Here is a 16,509-nt window from a genome sequence, read left to right as displayed (position 1 = left end):
GGCCCCGCCCCCCATCCCCCCCCGCTTCCCCCGCGAGGGCGGGCGCTGGCCTAATCCCCCCCGACACGCCGGGCGCCCCCCCCGGCACTGGCTAGGAGCACCCGCCCGACCGGGAAAGCGAATCGCCGTGCGCCGGCGGATGTCCGATGCCCGTCCCGCGCGGGTGGGTGCGGACGTCGACGACGGTCATGCCGGCGGTGCGGGCGGCGGTGATGCCCTCGTCGGTGTTCTCGTAGACGAGGCAGGCGGCCGGGGGGACGCGGAGCAGGGCGGCGGCGAGCAGGTAGCCGTCGGGCGCGGGTTTGAGGTGCGGGACGTCCTCGCGGGCGACCAGGGTGGCGGCGAGGTGGGACAGGCCGATGGCGGCCAGGCCGGCCCGGACGATGCCGCCGTCGTTGGCGGAGACGACGGCGACCGGCCCGCTGCGGGCTGCCCGCCGGGCCAGGTCGGCGATGTGCGGGACGGCGCGGACGGTGTGCGCGTGGCGGGCCCACCAGGCGCGCGCGGTGTCGATGAATTCGGCGTCCGCGCAGGCGAGTTGCTGCCCGTGCTCGGCGCGTAAGCGGCGGCGCACCGCGGTCAGGTCGGCCAGCTCGACGGTGTGCAGCCAGGCGGCGGGCACGTTGACGCCGTGCGCGGTCATGGCGTGGTGGACGGCCCGGGCGTTCAGCGCGCCGGTGTCGGCGAGGGTGCCGTCGAAGTCGAAGACCGTCGCCCGGTGCGGGCCGGGGAGTCGGGGGGTCACGGGTCGGCGCTCCGCTCTCACCGGAGGTGGGCCAGGCCGCGCAGGACGTACGCGGTGGGCATGTACGGCAGGTCGATGGGCAGGCCGCGGGGCGCGGTGGTGTCGGGGACGGCGGGGAGGCTGCCGTCCGGCAGTTGCGTGTCGGCGAGGAAGGCGAGAGCGGCGGGGACCGGCCCGGTCTGCTTGAGCCGCCCCAGCGCGGCGAGCGCGCAGCCGGTGCTGGTGGCGTCGCTGGGGCTGCCGTGGCGGTGGCCCCAGCCGCCGTCCGGGTTCTGGCCGCGGGTCAGGTAGGCGGTGGCGGCGGTCAGCGCGCGTTCGATCAGGTGCTGGTCGGCGGCGGGCGGGAGCGCGTGGTCGCGGACGGCGGCCAGGCCGTGGACGGCGCGGAACAGCGCGTTGTTCTCGGCCAGGCTCCAGCCGCGTTCGAACGCGCCGTCGGCGCGCTGGGCGGCGGCCAGCAGGCGGGCGCCGCGCAGGACGGCGTCGGTCCGCCCGTCGTCGAGGCCGGGCCGGTCGGCGAGGACGGCGAGCGCGCCGCCGGTCATGGCCGGCTCCGAGCTGCCGCCGGGGTAGGTGGACCAGCCGCCGTCCGGGTTCTGGATCCGCCGCAGGTAGGCGTGCCCGGCCGCGATCCGCTCCGCGTGCCGGGCGCGGTCGTGGCGCTGGAGGAAGGCCAGCACGGTGTAGGTGGTGTCGACGTCCGTCTGCTCGACGTCGGGCCGGTACGGCCAGCCGCCGTCGGCGTGCTGGTGCGGGGCCGCCCAGGCGGCGATCCGTGCCAGCAGGGCCGGGTCGGCGTCGGCCTCGGCGAGGGCGCAGGCCGCGATGGACGGCACCCACAGGTCGAAGTCCACGGCGACGGTGAAGCCGCCGTCCGGCAACTGGGTGGCGGCCGTCAACTCCAGGCCGTGGCGCACCGCCCGCCCGTGGGCCGGGTGCGGGGAGAGCGCGTGCAGCACGATCAGGTGGGCCAGATGCAGGTGCTCGTAGATCACCGGGCCCTGCACCAGCGCGGCCAGCGCCGCCAGGTCGCCGGCGTCCACCGGCTCGGCGCGTGCGTGGGCGCGGATCACCCGGCAGGCCAGCCACTCGGCGCGCTTCCAGTTCTGCAACGCGCCGACCGGCAGCGCGATCTCCTCCGCGTCGACCCGCAACTCGGCGTGCACACCGGCGAGATGGAGCACGGTGTTGACCAGCACCCGCTTGCGGGCGGCCGTGTAGTGGTCCAGCCCCGCCAGCACGTCCTCGCCGGCCGGCAGCCCCAGCAGCACCCGGTCCAGCGCACCGAGGCCCGCGCCGTGCCGGGCGGCGCGCAGATACCCGCGCACCCGGCCGAGCGCGGGGTCGTCGGGGGCGTGGCGCGCCAACAGGCGCTCCGTCAGCACCGATTCGAGCACCCGGCTCGGGCATCGCACCCGCATCCGGCCGTCCGCCTCCACCTGCGCGGCCAGGTACCCGGCCGCGCCACGCATCAACTGCTCCCGGACACTGCCCATCCGAGCTCCTTCACGCCGCGGAACGACACACCGGCGACACCGCGAGCCGACCGCCCCGGACGCCGCCGCCCGCACGCTAGTGATCACCGCGGGCCCGCCGCGAGCCTCTGCGCGGAACCGGACCCGAAAGCGTGAACCGCCCCTCGGCGACGCATATCCGCAGCGTTCCCCGGGCACAGCCGCCCTCTCCGCGAAGAGCCGTTCGGGAAACGTGGCAGACGGATCGGGCGGGCGCGGGTACGGTCGGAGGCATCGGGACGGGAGGGCAGGGCATGACGGCAATGGCGGAGTCCGGCACGCTTCGGGTGCCGCGGAGCATCAACGGCATCGAGCACGCGCTCACCTACGACGAACGGGCAAGGTTCTACGCAGAGTTGGGGCCGGTCGAGGACCCGCAGGACCGGGAGGCCGTGATCACCTCGTGGTGGCTGCGGGCGATGTCCGCGGCGTACGGCAGCGACCGGTCCGGGTACCGGGCCGCCGTCGGCCCGCTGCTCACGGCGGGGCGGTCGCAGCAGGTCGGGGCCGTCGCGTGAAGGGGTGGCGGGTCTGGCTCCAGGACCAGCCCGCCCAGGCGATGGTCGAGATCTCCAAGGCGGACGACCTGCTGTTCGCGCTGGTCACCGCCGCGCTGGTGACGCTCGACGGCCGGGCGGGCGCGGCCGTCGACGAGTGGGGCGACCTGCGCAGCGCGGTGCTCGCCCCGTCCGTCACCGCCGAACTGTTCGTCAACCCGGACGAGCGCACCATCGACGTGCTGCGCCTGGTGTGGGTGCCGGGCCTCGGCGAGTGAACCGGCGGGCGGCGGTGAGTGGCGGCGAGTGGACCGGTGGGCGGCGGCGAGTGGATCGGTGGGCTTCGGGCGGTCCGCCAGAAACCGCCCGCAGTGGGCAAGTTGGACATAACCTCTGATCTGCTGACAAGTCGATTGTCGGCTGCATGTCCGTGGTGGGGCGGGTGCTTCCCGTACGTCCCACCCGACGGTGGGATTGTGGGATGACCTGCTTAGAATCTGCGCCATGACCATCCAGGGGGGCGTGACTGCGAGCGCCGACGAGGACCAACCGGCCACCAGTCACCGGGCCGTCGGTGAGCGCAGACGGCTGGCCGCCCTGTGGAGCGTCGTCGCGGTCCTGGCCGCCGGCGGGGTCTGGGTGGTGTCCACGCCGCACCCCGGCGACATCCTGCCCGGCCTCGGGCCCACCAGCACCCAGCCCGCCGCCGCGGCCGCCGCGCCCGGCCAGGTCGCCAAGCCGATGACGGAGGTTCAGGCCTTCACCGTCGACCACTACTTCCCCGTGCAGCGCGCCTACGACCACGACCTGTTCAAGAGCCGTCGGACCGCCGGCCGGGACGGCGTCGACTGCCAGGGCGTCCAACTCGACAAGAGCCACGACCTGCTGGAGAAACTCGACTGCAAGGACTGGTTCGGCGTCGCGCTCACCCGCACCGACCAGCCCGTCATCACCAGCATCACCGTGCTGCGCTTCAACGACCCGGCCGCCGCCGCCCAGGCCCTCCAGGCCGTCCGCGACCACGCGGCGGAATTCGAATTCACCTTCCCCGACGGGCTGGTCGCCCCCGCCGCCGGCGTCAAGCCGATGGCCGCGATCCGGGTCGAACTGGTCGGCCACCACATCACCCTCGTCGAGGCCCGCTACGCCGACCAGCACCCCGGCGACGGCGCCGACGAGATGCTGACCGCCAGCGCGCGGTCCGCCGCCGCGATCGCCGCCCAGCCGTTCATGTGGATGTAGCACCGGCGCGCCCGCGTGCTGCGGTGACCCGGAGGAACACCGCCGCGCCGCACGACAGCACCGCCGCCAGGACGAACACCGCCGCCGCACCGCGCGGCAGCGCCAACCCGCCCAGCACCGTGCCCGCGCCGATGCCCAGATAGATCGCGGACGAGTTCAACGACACCACCAGCGGAGCCTGTTCGGGCGCGGCCGCGAGCAGACGGTGCTGCTGCGCCGGGGTCTGACACCAGCTGCTCGCACCCCACAGGAACGCCAGCACCCCCACCACGACGGCGCTGCGCGCGTGCACGGCGGCGAGGGCGGTCAGCGCGGCGAACGCCACCGCCATGGTCGCGTAGCCCGACGTCAGCACCCGGACCGGGCCGAGCCGGTCCGTCCAACGCCCCGACAGCAGGTTGCCCGCCACCGCGCCCGCGCCGTACAGCACCAGCGCGACCGGCACCGCGACCCGCCCCGAGACGCCGACCGCCGCCAGCACCGGCACGCTGTACGAGTACGGCACGTAGCACGCCGCCATCCCGAGCACCGTCAGCGGCAGCACCCGCAGCACCCCCGGACGGCGCAGCGCGGCCAGCCGCGAACGGAGCGGAACCGGCTCCCCGCCCGGAAGCCGAGGCAGCGTCAGTCGGAGGGCGAGCGCTCCCAACGCGGACAGCACGGCCACCGCGCCCAGCGCCGCCCGCCACCCCAGGCCGGCCGCCGCCACCCGCCCGAGCGGCACCCCGAGCGCGGTGGCCGCCGTCAGCCCGCCGATCACCACCGCGAGCGCCCGCCCCCGCGAGTCGGCCGGCGCCAGCCCTGCTGCCGTTGCTCCGGCGGTCGGCGTGAACGCGGCGGCAGCGAGAGCCGCGAGGACGCGGCCGGCGAGGAGGGCCAGGTACGTGGGGGCGAGTGCGGACAGCGCGTTGGCGGCGGCGAGCAGCAGGAGCGCCCCGAGCAGGAGGGTGCGGCGGGGGAGTCGGGCGGTGGCGACGGCGAGCAGCGGCGAGGCGAGTGCGTACACGGCGGCGAACAGGCTGACGGACTGCCCGGCGGCGGCGGTCGACACGTGCAGCGCGCCGGCCATGGCGGGCAGGAAGCCGGCGGTGACGAACGCGTCGGTGCCGACGGCGAAAGTGCCGACGGCGAGGACGGCGGCGGGGCGGAGGCCGGGGTCGGTGGGTGAAGTGGCGCTCGGGGGAGGGGTCTTGACTGCGGTGGGCATGGTTGGGCTCCAGGATTCGGGATGTGCGGTATCCGGAATTGGTCCAGGTGGGGGCGCGGGGAACTGCGCGACAAGCGCAGATCACGTCCGTAAGGTCGCGATCACGTGCAGGTCGTTGTCCTGCGTCGCGATCTTGCGGTGGGGTGCCTTCCGCTTCGCGCAGTTCTCCCCCAGCCCTAGCGGGCCGGGAGGTGCCCCCACGCGCCCCTGGTTGGGCGATGGCTCAGGCGGTGGAGGTCAGGCGGGCGTAGTTGTGGCGGATGCGGGCGATGGAGGTGGCCGGGGCCTCGTGGGCCAGGTCGGCGACGGTGCGGGCGGCGAGTTCGCGGCGCCAGGCGAGTTCGGCGCGGCGCATCGCGGCGGCGATGCCGCACGGGCGGGCGAACTCGCGGGCGTGGGCGCCCTCCGCGGAGAGGCCCTGCTGCCGGATCTCGGCGCAGGCGAACAGCGGATCCGCGCCCTCGACGGCCGTCACCACGTCCATCATGGTGATCCGCCCGGGGTCGCGGGCCAGCCGGACGCCGCCGCGCGGACCCGAGGTGGAGGTCAACAGGCCTGCCCGGGTGAGTCGTTGCAGCACCTTGTTGAGGTACGTCGGCGACAGCTCGAACATCGCCGCCAGTCGGGCCGACGGCACCGGGTCGGTCTCGTCCAGCCACACCAGGGTGAGGCAGCAGTGCAGGCCCCACTCGACGCCTTCGCTCGTCCGCATATTCGGGATACTAGCTGTCCGGAAAGCCGGCTGGCCAGTGGTTCAACCCGGCGGCTCAGGAGGGCAGTTCGTCGAGCCGGGCGAGGACTCCGGTGAGCTGTTCCACCATGGGGCGGAAGGAGACGGAGCGTTCGGCGGCCAGCGCCCGGTAGAGGCCGAGCGCCTCCGTCGCGGCGGCGCGCGCCTCCGCGTGCTGGTCGAGGTCGCGCCGGAGCAGGGCGAGGATGCGCAACCCGGCTGCCAGCACGTGCAGATGGGACACCGGATCGGCTCGGTGGAGCGTGCGGATGATCCCGACCGCCTCGACGGCCGGGGCGAGTCCGTCCGAAGGGCGGTGGGCCAGGCCGGAGTTGACGGCGACGGCGGTCAACGCCTGGACCAGCGACAGCAGATGGGTGTCGGGATCGGACTTGGCGAGCCTGCGCCAATGGGCTGTGGTCTCCTCGGCCAGGGCCAGGCTCTCCGCCCACCGGTCGGGTTCGCCGAGGAAGTCGGCCAGGTTGGTCAACGCGGCTGTCAGCGAAGGGAGATGGTGCGGCGGCACGGCCGTGGCCAGCGCGTGGCACCGGGCGAGGGTCTCGCGGGCGGCACGGACGGCCGCGGCGGCGTCCCCGGCGAGCCGGAGCTGATCGCCGAGCCGGACCAAGACGTCGGTGAGACGCGGCAGTTGGCCGTCCGGGGCGGACTCGGCCAGGGCCGCACGGATCTCGACGGCCTCCGCGTAGTGGAGGACCGCTTCGGCGTGGCGGTCCAGGTCGCCGAGCTGGCCGGCGAGGCCGCTCAGCGACTCGGCCAGCCCGGCCGATCGCGCGGCGTACCTGCGGAGGTGGTCCACCGCTTCGATGCGGTCGGCCAGTGCCTGGTCCGTCCGGCCCAGCAGGACGAGGTGGGCGGCCGATTCGTCGAGCGCGGCGGCGAGGCCGATCGCGTGGTTCCCGGGGTGATCGGCGTCGAGCGAGCGGCAGAGCCCGATCGCCTCCTGAGCGACCGTCCATCCCTCGTCCGCATACCCGTGAACGCCGAGGTGGAAGGAGAGGTTGAGCAGCGCGGCGGCGAGTTCGGGCCGGTCGGCCTGCATCCTGCGGGCCACGGCCAGCGCCTCCCGGGCCACGTCCAGGGCCTCGGACAGCCGGCCGAGGGCGTTCAGGTGATTGGTGAGGGTGAGGAGAACGAGGAGCAGCGTCGACAGGTGCGCGTCCGGGTTGTGCTCCGCGAGGCCGCGGAACAGCGCGGCCGCCTCCCGCGCCGCGGACACTCCCCGTTCCCGGCGGCCGAGGAGCAGACAGAGCTGGGACTCGTGGGCGAGCGCCCCGGCCAGCGCGGGCAGGTACGTGTCCGGGACGGACTCCGCGAGCGACCGGTACAGGTCCACCGTGCGGCGGGCGACCTCCGCGCTCTCCGGCAAGCGGTCGAGACCCTGGAGCCGCAGGCTCAACGAGGCCGTCACGCTCGCCTCCAGGAACTCGCCCGCCTCCGCCCCGACCTCGGCGAGCCGGTGCGTCACCGCGAGCGCCTCCTCGGCGGCGGCCAGTCCCTCCGCGTCCCGTCCGAGACTGCCGAGGACGGAGGACAGGTTCACCAACGCGGAGACCAGCGGGGACAGCCCGGCATCGCCGCGGGACCGGTGCAGCGCGACGCCCTCCCGGGCGGCGGCCAGCGCCTCCTCGTGGCGACCGGCCTCGGCGAGCCGCACGCCCAGGTTGCCGAGCATGAGCGCGAGGCCCAGGGTGTGGAAGTCCGGATCGGCGTCGGCCGACGACCGGAACAGCTCGACCGCCTCCTGCGCGGCGGCCAGACTCTCCTCGACGCGGCCGAGTTCGCGCATCCGGACGGACAGCGCGGTGAGCGCGGCGGACAGCCGCAGCCCGTACCGGTCGGGGTCGGCGGCCCACGCCGCCCGCAGCCGGCCCGTCACGGTGCGCGCCAGCCGGGCCGCCTCGTGCACCAGGGCCTGGCTGAGCCCCGGCATCAGTTGATCCAGCTCGAACAGGTCGTCCAGCGGCGTCCCCGGGTCCTCGACGATCGCCGCCAGCGCCGCCAACAGCGGCCCCGGGCGCGGGGTGCGGGTCGCCAGCGGGACGAAGTGCCGGGCCAGCGCGGTGCGGTGGCGGACGCACAGCGATGTGAGTGCGGCGTCGAGGCGGCCGTCGAGCGCCGGATGGGCGGCAGCGCGGGTGCAGACGGTGAGCAACTGGGCGGTGCGGTCCGGGTCGAGAGCGGGGAGCAGGCGTTCGGGCAGCGTCGGGTCGGTGTCCAGGACGCGGGCGATGTGGCGTTCCGCGAGCCGGTCGGGCGGCAGCGGACCGAACGGGTGGGGTGCGGGCGCGGGGTAGAGCGCGCCGAGCCAGGCCGTCACGGTGTCCCGGCGGTCCCGTGACTGGTCGGCCAGCGCCGGGAGTTGACGCCACAGCAGGTCCGCCTGGTCCCGGTCGGCGGCACCTGCCAGGTTCGCGGCGGCGACCACCGCGTCCAGCGCCCGCACCGAGAGCGCGGGCGCGAGGCCGAGCGCCGACGCGGTGCGCTGCCAGTAGCGGCGTTCGTGGCCCAGCAGCCGGTCCTCCACCACCGCGGCACCGGGGCGGCCCGCGAACTCGGCCGTCCCGGTGGTGTCCAGCAGGTCCGCCAGCGCCGCCATCTGCAGGGTCAGCGCATTGCCGAAGCCGGGCTGGTCGAGCCCGGGCGCCGTCGGCAGGGCCGCCGCCACGCCCGGCCAGTCGGGGCCCGCCTGGCCGTCCACGAACGGCAGCGCGGCGGCCAGCGCGTCCAACGCGGCCCGGTACGCGGCCGGGCGGGCGGCGGGCTCGGCCAGCAGCGGGTCCAGCCGCCGGGTCGGGGCGAACTCCAGGTGGTCCTGCGCGACGTCGTCGGCGGTGACGGCCTGCTGCCACCAGTCGCCGTCGGTGCGGGCCAGCAGCAGCACCTTGAACGCCGTCGGACCCCGGTGCGCGGCCGCCGCCGCGACCAGCGCGGACAGCTGCGCGGTGCGGTGCTCCGCGTAGTCCAGCACGACCAGCAGTGGACGCGCCGCCAGCCGGCAGTCCGCCAACTCCTCCGGCCCGGCGTCCGGGCGCGGCCACAACACCGCCCACTGCCGCTCCGACAGCCGCGCCGCCAACTCGTGCGCCAGCCGCGTCTTGCCCTGGCCGCCCGGCCCGTGCAGCAGCCACGCGCCGAACCCGCCCCGCCCGCACCACTCGACCAACTCGCCCAGCAGCTCCGTCCGCCCGTGGAACGGCACCACCTGCCGGGCCGCCCGCAACAGCGCCGCCGGCGAACGCACCGGCCCCGCCGCCCGCTCCGGGACGACCGCCGGATCGGCCAGGCGCCGCAACTCCACCGGCTCCAACGCGGCCGCCGGCACCCCGTGCGCCGCCAACACCGCCCGGAACGCCGGATCGTGGTGCAGCACGTACCCGGGCACCAGGTTCAGCTGAGCCCCGCCCGCATGCGCCCGGTCGGACGCCACCACGGCCACCAGCAGGTCGTCGCAGTGCACCGCCGCACCCGAGAGACCGCCCCACGGGGAACCTCCGCCGGACCACTGCGGCGGGTGCTGACGCAGGTCCATCACGTGCCGGTTGTCGACGAAACCGGTGCCCGGGTTCAACTCCCCGACCAGCTGCACCGCTTCGGCCGGCCGGCCCGGGCGCTGCGCGAGGTCGGGCAGGCCCCAGGTCGCGCAGGCCGTCCCCGGACGGTCCGTCACCAGCCGACCCCAGCGCACCGGGCCCGGCGGCTCCGCCCACAGCGGGCCTTCGAGCAGCAGCAGCGCCGCATCGTCCCGACCGCCCGGCGTACCGCACCACACCACCTCGGCGCCGACCGGACCCGGCCCCGCCGGACGGAACACCCGCACGCCCGACGCGCCCTCACCGCGCGCCACATGGGCGGACGTCAACACCAGCCGCCCACCGACCGCCCAGCCCGACCCCGGCCCGCCCGGACCGTCCACCCCCACCAGCCGCGCCCGCTCCACGCCGCCCCCACCCCCTTGCCGCCCTGCCAAAACCCCACCACCTTAGGGCCTGTCCGGCCGATCTTGCCGGGCGCGCGCCGCCGGATCATCCCGGCTGGAAGCACCGCCGAAACATCCAAGTACACCCAGTACGAGGACGTTCCGGCGGCACTCCCAGCCGGGCGCGAAATGGGGGCACCTCCCGGCCCGCAAGGGCCGGGGGAGACGCGCGCTGATCCGACAAGATCGACCGGACAGGCCCTGGGCGGTCGGCGACGAGAGGGCCCGGTGGAGGCTGCCGGGTGACGGCAGAGGCCGCCGCCGTTCGGGGAACGGCGGCGGCCCGATGGGCGGAGCGGCGGTGCGTCAGCGGCGCAGCGTGGTGACGGTGAGGCCCGGCGCGGAGCGGATCTCGGCCTCGGTGAAGCGCTCGGTCACCCACTGCTTGGCGGCGTACCGGCGGGTCTGGTCGGTGAAGTGCGGCGAGGTCGGGTCGGCCGACTCCCCGTAGGTGAGCAGCGTCCGGGTGCGCGGGCCCCGGTCGGTCAGCTCGGTGGCCATCACGAAGCTGGAGCCGTGCGGCACGCTCGCGCCGCTCGCCGGGTAGGTGCCGCCGCCAGCGCCCGAACTCGGCCCGGCCGTCAGCACGTTGAAGCATCCGATCTGCCCGGCGCACCCGTGCAGCGGGACGCCCGCCCAGCGCTGCACGTCGCCGATCGCGGCGTTCACCGGCAGCCCGCGCGCCGCCAGCGCGCGGACGGCGTCGGCGAACGCGCGCTGCGCGTCCGGGCTGTCGGCGGCGATGCCGCGCGGGGTGGTCAGCGGCTCGGCCGGGTCGTACGGGACGGTCTGCCAGGCCCTGGTGCGGGTGCCCGCCAGCGCGTCGCGGTACGCCTGCCAGAGCACGGTGCCCCTGCTGTCGGCGTCGCCCCGGGTGTTCCACGCGGCGAGCACGTCGCACGCGGCGCGCACGTCCACGCCGGTGCCGTCGGACGCCGTGATCTGCGGGTGGGCGCGGCACAGGGCGACGGCGTCGTCGCGGTCGAGCTCGGCGCTCTGCACGCGGTTGCCGAACATGGTGTCCTGGAGCGTGCCGAGGGTGAAGCCGGGCGCGCCCAGGCCGTCGGCGCCGGCCCGGCGGTCGGCGATCATCCGCAGGCCCAGCTGCGGCCGGGAGGCGAGTTGCGGGCCGCCGTTGTAGACGGCGGGCAGGCCGGCCAGCGGCGCGTCCGCGTTGGTCAGGTACGGGCCGTTGTTGGAGTTGGCCACGTAGTCGGTGCGGCTCAGCGTCGGGTGGTCGGCCGGCCCGAACACGCCGGGCACCCGCGCCTGCGGGTCGTTGCCCGGGTCGCACGCGGTGGTCGACCCGTTCAGCAGCCCGTCGATCATCGGATCGTCCACCAGGCAGCGCGCCCGCTGCTCGTCGGGCAGGTGCGGGACGGCGGAGGAGTCGGTGAAGTACGTGGTCCCGGACGTGTCGACGGCCGTGGTGTACACCCACGGCGCGCCCTGGTAGGTCCGCTGGGCCTGCCGCAGCTGGTCGAGGTTCTGCGAACGGCCCATCGCGATCCACTCGTTGAGGGAGCGGAGGTTGTCGGCGTTGGCGTCGCGCAGCGTGTAGGCCTGCTTGTCGGTCCAGCCGGAGGCCAGCACGAAGCCCTGGCGGGAGCGGTAGACGGTCCGCTCGACGGTGGACAGCGTGCCGTCGGCCGCCCGGACGGTGACCGGGACGGTCTGCGCCGTCATCCGCTCGACCTTGCCGTCGACCAGGTACGCGGTCGGGTCGCCCGGCACCAGCGACAGGCGGTAGAACGTCGCGTGGTCGGCGTAGCTTGTGGTGTGGCTCCAGGCGAGGCCGGCGGTGTGGCCGATCTGCAGGAACGGGAGGCCGTAGAGGCCGGCGCCGCCCATGTCCAGCACGCCCGGGATGGTCAACTGGGCCTGGTAGAACCGCTCCGAGCCCACCCACGGCAGGTGCGGGTTGGCCAGCAGCAGCCCGTGGCCGTCGCGGGAGGCGTCCCGTCCGATCGCCCAGGCGTTGCTGCCGGTGTCGGGGGTATCGGCCGGCGCGCCGGCGGCCTTGAGCGCCGCCGGGCCCGTGGCGCCCGCAGCGGCGTCGAATGCCGCCGGGGCGGTCGCGCCGGCACCCGGGACGGCGGTGGCCGTCTCCTTCCTCGCCACGCCCGCAAGGGTGTTGACGCCGTACAGGATGTTCCAGAGGTCGTCGGCGGTGATCGGCCCGACCCAGTCCTTCCCCCGGCAGGACGGGTCCGGGAGCCGGTCGACGCCGGTGTCGTGCAGGTAGCGGTTGTAGCCCGCGACGTAGCCGTCCACCAGCTGCCGCGCCTCGGCGGTCGGGCCGAGCGGCGCCGGCTTGTCGAGCAGCTTCCGCACCGTGCCGGAGCGGAGCAGGCTCTGCTGGTAGGTGTCGCTGTCCAGGTTGCCGAGCCGGTCCACGGTCTGCCCGTCCGGCCCGTACCGGCGCGAGCGTTCACCGCGCACGGTGACCACCTGGTCGGCGAGTTGGCACAGGTTGTCCTGTGCGAACGCGTAGCCGTAGCCGTAGCCGAGACCGCCGAAGTCCTGGGCGAGGACGTGCGGGATGCCGAACTCGGTCCGCCGGATCTTGGCGGTCCAGCCGCCCGCCGCCTGCCCGGCCGCCAGGTCGGTGTCGGCGGCCTGCGCGGAGGCGGGCGCGAGCGCCGTCAGCAGGCCGGCGGCGAGCCCGAGGACGAGCGGGATCGCTCCCAAGCGCCGTACTTTCGCGCGAGACTGACGGTGCGTCAGTTTCGTGTTCTCTGTCATGTGCTCCACGTTTCCTTCCCGGTCTGTCGTCGGTCATCGACCCACGGGACGACGTGGGCCTCGTTCGGGAGGCGTACGGACTACATCCGGAGGAGGACGGATCTTCGTACCGCGATCGTGATCGCCGTGGCGCGCGGTGAAATCGATTTCCCCGTCCGGCAGTTGCCGGGGGTCGGCACGGCCGGGCGGTGGCCTGCGAGGCCGTCCTGGCGCGGGACGAAGCCCTGCGGGTGCTCCCGCTCGTCCCGGAGCGCGGTGACGGCGCGCACCCCCTGGGCGGCGACCGCTGCGTGAGGTCCGACCTCCGCGACGGGACGACCGCCGCCCCTCCCCGGCCGGCGTTCCGGCCGGTCCTGGCATACTTCAGGCCCAACCGACCTGTGCGTGGAGGCCATCGTGGAACGGGAGTTGAACGAGCCCTGGGAGGGCCTGCTGTGCACGCCCGACGGCGACGACAGCGGCGCGGGGGTGCTGGTGCTGGCCGGCTCCAGCGGGCGGGTCGATCGGGAACGGGCCCGACTGCTGGCCCGCGCCGGGCTGACCGCACTGGCGATCCGCTGGTTCGGCGGCCCCGGCCAGCCGCCCGGCATCTGCGAAGTCCCGCTGGAGACCTTCACCGCGGCGATCGACCTGCTGCAGCGCCGCGGCGTACGGCGCATCGGCGTACTCGGCTTCTCCAAGGGGGCGGAAGCCGCCCTGCTGACGGCCGTTCACGCCCCCCGGGTCGACGCGGTCGTCGCGATGTCGCCCACCTCGCTGGTCTGGAGCAACGTCGGCCCCGGCCTGGACGGCGCCGAGCGCCCGTACCGCTCCTGCTGGACGTGGCAGGGCCGCCCGCTCCCGTTCGTGCCGATGGACGAGACCTGGACGCCCACCGAACCGCCCGGCCGCCCGGTCGCCGTCCGCGGAGCCTACGAACAGGCCGCCCGGACCTTCCCCGACGCCCTGCCCCCGGCGGCCATCCCCGTCGAACGCACCCGGGCCGACCTCCTCCTCGTCGCGGGCGGCGACGACGCGATGTGGCCCTCCGCCCCCTTCGCCGAGGAACTCGCCGCCCGCCGCCGCGCCGCCGGCCTCCCCGGCCGACTCGTCCACCACCCCGCCGCCGGCCACCGCCCCCGCCTCCCCGGCGAACCCCCGTTCCCCGCCTCCCCGACCTACGCCTACGGCGGCACCCCGGAAGCCGACGCCCTCCTCGGCGAGGCCGCCTGGCCGCACATCGTGGAAATCCTGACGGACAGTCAGATGCGCTGACCACGGGGGCCGGTGCCGGCGTCGGTCCCGATGGCTGGGGTGCCCTTCACGTCGTCGTGCGGTGCGGATCCCGCGACGGCTCCCTCCGACGGTGAAGGACCCTGTGATGACTGCTGAGCCCGTGCCCCGGCAGCCGCTGGACGACGGGCGGATCGGCCGGCGGCTGGCCCGGATACGCGAACTGCTCGCGCGCTGGGCCGCCCTGCGGCCGGGCGACGGCGCGGTGTGGCGGACCGGCTGCTCCGCGTTGACGGAGGCCGAGGCGGTGCAGACGGAGACCCGGCTGGGGCTGCGGCTGCCGGAGAACTACCGCCGGTACCTGCTGGAGTTCGGCGAGCCCGCCCGCCTGCTGATGGCGTACGACGGGCGGCTCGTCCGCGAGCAGAAGGGCCCGCGGCCCGCCGAGCGGGCGCCCGGCACCATGACGGTACCCTGCTCCTGGGCGCGACCCGCAGCCACTTCCTGGCCCGGCTGGTGCTCAACGGCCCCTGGGCGGGCACGGTGTGGTTCGACAGCTTCGGCAACGACGGCGAGCTGATCCACCTGGCCGACGAGACCGACGACTTCTACCCGGACTACACCCTCGGATCGTTCGTCGACGCCCAGGAGTGGCTGCCGCTCGCCGGACTGCCCTGGTTCCCCGCACCCGAGGACGGCCCCGCGGACCCGGCCCCGGGCGACTTCCTCGACCTGACGATCGCCGTGCTGTGCCACCGCGTACGCAGGGCCGCAGCCGAACGCGCCTGCGACCGGCTCGACCCCACCGACCTCCAGGACGCCCATCAGCGGCTGCGCAGCCCCCGCACGTACGGCTTCCCGGCCGGGCACACCTACGGCAGCCTCGCGCCCTGGTTCTCGGGACGGGTGCGCGACGAACTGCTGCGAGCCGCACCGGACTTGGAAGCCGCCGGGCAGCTCCTCGAACAGACCTCGGCGCTGCCCGACCCCGGCGGCCGGCCCGCGGCGCTGATCCTGGCCGGACGCTGGGCCGAGCTGGCCGCCCACGAAACCGGCACCGTCCCGGACGGCGAGCGCAGCGCCGTCAACCTGGCGCTCGCCGCGGAGCTGCTCGGCGCGGAACCCGGGCCTCTGCCCGTCCCCACCGCGCCGGACGCCCGGCGCCCCGACAGCGAGCGGTGGGCCGCACTGAGCACCCTCGCCCGCCTCGACGCCGACCGGCGCCGGCGGTGCCTGGACCGGATGCCCGCCCCGGATGCCGCCGCACTGGCCCCCCTGCTGAGCGTCGCCGTCCTCCCCTCGGACGCGGAGGCGCTCGACGGGCTGCTCGCCGGAGAGCTGTCCGGCCCCGAACGCATCGCGGCCACCGTCACCCTGGTGCGCGCCCTGCACGCCACGGCCGCCGACAGTGCCCCGGACCCGGCGCTGGTGGACCGGCTGTGCGCCCTCGCCGTCGCGGTCGACCGGATCGGCGAGGTCTTCGACCTGCTGGCGGCCGCGTCGCCCGGCCGCTGGACCGACTGGCGCGCCGCAGGCGCGGCCGGGCAGCGCCGACTCGACGCCCGGCCGCGCGGCCTTCACTGGCCACTGGCTCGGCTCATATCGTCGACTGGGTAATCGACATGCGGTCTGGCATCCGTCTTCTCGAACGTCGGTCGACGTCTCGGTGAAGGCTGAAGCCTCTGGCCCCGCACATGGTTCTCTGACTAAAGTCAGAGAATGGACACGGTGCAGATCGACCAGGTGCGGCAGTTCAACCGCACCGTCACCGAACGTGTGGGCGTGCTCCACGACCACTACCTGGGCCGCGACCGGCCCATCGGTGAAGCCCGGCTGCTCTGGGAGATCGGTGAGGAGGGCCGGGACGTGCGCCAACTGCGCGAGCACCTCGCGCTCGACTCCGGGTACGTCAGCCGGCTGCTGCGCTCCCTGGAAGCCGACGGCCTGGTGACGGTGGAGCCGCAGCCCCGGGACAGGCGGGTGCGCACCATCCGGCTCACCGATGCGGGCCGCGCCGAGCGCGCGGTGCTCGATGGCCGCAGCGACGAGCTGGCCGGCTCTCTCCTGGAGCCGCTCAACACGGCCCAGCGCGCCCGGCTGACCGCCGCCATGGCTGAGGTCGAACGGTTGCTGACCGCTGCGACGGTCACGCTGGACGCGGTTGACCCGGACCACCCCGACGCCCAGCACTGCCTGCGGTCCTACTTCGCCGAGATTCAGGCACGCTTCGAGACCGGCTTCGACCCCGCGCGGAGCCTGCTGCCCGACGCGGGCGAACTCCGGCCACCGCGCGGCCTGTTCCTGGTTGCCCGGCTGCACGGAGAGCCCGTCGGCTGCGCCGGCCTGAAGCTGCCCCCCGGCGCCCCGGCCGAGATCAAACGCATGTGGGTCGCGCCCCGCACCCGGGGCCTCGGTCTCGGCCGCCGGTTCCTGACCGAGCTGGAGACTCAAGCCGCTCAGCAGGGCTGCGAGGTACTCCGTCTGGACACCAACAAGGCGCTCACCGCGGCGATTGGTCTCTACCACTCCAGCGGCTTCCAGGAGGTCGCTGCCTTCAACGACGAGCCGTATGCCCACCACTGGTTCGAGAAGCGGATCAGCACACCACCGTTCGGATGAG

Annotated in this window: 13 protein-coding genes; 7 read left to right on the top strand and 6 right to left on the bottom strand. The window is 75.1% G+C overall.

Features of this window, described 5'->3' with window-relative positions; genetic code table 11:
* Window positions 1–91: 91 nt before the first annotated feature.
* Together ACFV4P_RS13600 and ACFV4P_RS13595 are read right to left on the bottom strand one after the other, a co-directional pair.
* A complete protein-coding gene (locus tag ACFV4P_RS13600) occupies window positions 92–745 on the bottom strand; it encodes an HAD family hydrolase (protein ID WP_380470571.1) in 654 nt (217 codons plus the stop codon).
* 17 nt (window positions 746–762) lie between these two features.
* Complete coding sequence (locus ACFV4P_RS13595; RefSeq protein WP_380470569.1) at window positions 763–2,241, bottom strand: prenyltransferase/squalene oxidase repeat-containing protein; 1,479 nt, start codon at window positions 2,239–2,241, stop codon at window positions 763–765.
* 272 nt (window positions 2,242–2,513) lie between these two features.
* Here ACFV4P_RS13595 and ACFV4P_RS13590 point away from each other — a divergent pair, with 272 nt between their 5' ends.
* The 3 genes from ACFV4P_RS13590 (at window position 2,514) to ACFV4P_RS13580 (ending at window position 3,998) form a co-directional block, all read left to right on the top strand.
* On the top strand, window positions 2,514–2,777 hold the full coding sequence (locus ACFV4P_RS13590) for a hypothetical protein (protein WP_073815570.1): 264 nt from the start codon (window positions 2,514–2,516) through the stop codon (window positions 2,775–2,777).
* Entirely contained in the window at window positions 2,774–3,034 is a 261-nt protein-coding gene (locus tag ACFV4P_RS13585; RefSeq protein ID WP_073815572.1) for a hypothetical protein, read from the top strand. The genes ACFV4P_RS13590 and ACFV4P_RS13585 overlap by 4 nt, the downstream gene beginning before the upstream one ends.
* A gap of 226 nt (window positions 3,035–3,260) precedes the next feature.
* Complete coding sequence (locus ACFV4P_RS13580) at window positions 3,261–3,998, top strand: hypothetical protein (protein ID WP_380470567.1); 738 nt, start codon at window positions 3,261–3,263, stop codon at window positions 3,996–3,998.
* Here the strand turns inward: ACFV4P_RS13580 and ACFV4P_RS13575 are convergent.
* The 4 genes from ACFV4P_RS13575 to ACFV4P_RS13560 form a co-directional block, all read right to left on the bottom strand.
* Complete coding sequence (locus tag ACFV4P_RS13575) at window positions 3,985–5,205, bottom strand: MFS transporter (protein ID WP_380470565.1); 1,221 nt, start codon at window positions 5,203–5,205, stop codon at window positions 3,985–3,987. The two genes, ACFV4P_RS13580 and ACFV4P_RS13575, sit on opposite strands and share 14 nt — an antisense overlap.
* Window positions 5,206–5,428: 223 nt before the next feature.
* Entirely contained in the window at window positions 5,429–5,917 is a 489-nt protein-coding gene (locus ACFV4P_RS13570) for an RrF2 family transcriptional regulator (RefSeq protein ID WP_380470563.1), read from the bottom strand.
* Window positions 5,918–5,972: 55 nt separating this feature from the next.
* Window positions 5,973–9,893 carry a tetratricopeptide repeat protein gene (locus ACFV4P_RS13565; RefSeq protein ID WP_380470561.1) on the bottom strand — a complete coding sequence of 1,307 codons (3,921 nt, stop codon included), beginning with the start codon at window positions 9,891–9,893 and terminating at the stop codon, window positions 5,973–5,975.
* A 345-nt stretch (window positions 9,894–10,238) separates the two neighbouring features.
* Complete coding sequence (locus ACFV4P_RS13560; protein WP_380470559.1) at window positions 10,239–12,623, bottom strand: penicillin acylase family protein; 2,385 nt, start codon at window positions 12,621–12,623, stop codon at window positions 10,239–10,241.
* Window positions 12,624–13,073: 450 nt separating this feature from the next.
* Between ACFV4P_RS13560 and ACFV4P_RS13555 the strand changes: the two genes are divergently transcribed.
* The 4 genes from ACFV4P_RS13555 (at window position 13,074) to ACFV4P_RS13540 (ending at window position 16,508) form a co-directional block, all read left to right on the top strand.
* On the top strand, window positions 13,074–13,931 hold the full coding sequence (locus tag ACFV4P_RS13555; protein ID WP_380470557.1) for an acyl-CoA thioester hydrolase/BAAT C-terminal domain-containing protein: 858 nt from the start codon (window positions 13,074–13,076) through the stop codon (window positions 13,929–13,931).
* Window positions 13,932–14,037: 106 nt separating this feature from the next.
* Window positions 14,038–14,469, top strand: a complete 432-nt coding sequence (locus tag ACFV4P_RS13550; protein WP_380470555.1) for a hypothetical protein — start codon at window positions 14,038–14,040, stop codon at window positions 14,467–14,469.
* Window positions 14,433–15,506: a hypothetical protein gene (locus ACFV4P_RS13545; protein WP_380470553.1), complete on the top strand. Its 1,074-nt coding sequence runs from the start codon at window positions 14,433–14,435 to the stop codon at window positions 15,504–15,506. Before ACFV4P_RS13550 ends, ACFV4P_RS13545 begins: the two co-directional genes overlap by 37 nt.
* 102 nt (window positions 15,507–15,608) lie before the next feature.
* On the top strand, window positions 15,609–16,508 hold the full coding sequence (locus ACFV4P_RS13540; RefSeq protein WP_380470551.1) for a GNAT family N-acetyltransferase: 900 nt from the start codon (window positions 15,609–15,611) through the stop codon (window positions 16,506–16,508).
* Window position 16,509: the final 1 nt, after the last annotated feature.

Origin of the sequence: Kitasatospora sp. NPDC059795 (genome assembly GCF_042732175.1) — a bacterium.
GTDB lineage: Bacteria > Actinomycetota > Actinomycetes > Streptomycetales > Streptomycetaceae > Kitasatospora.
This window is presented reverse-complemented; position numbering and strand designations above follow the sequence as displayed.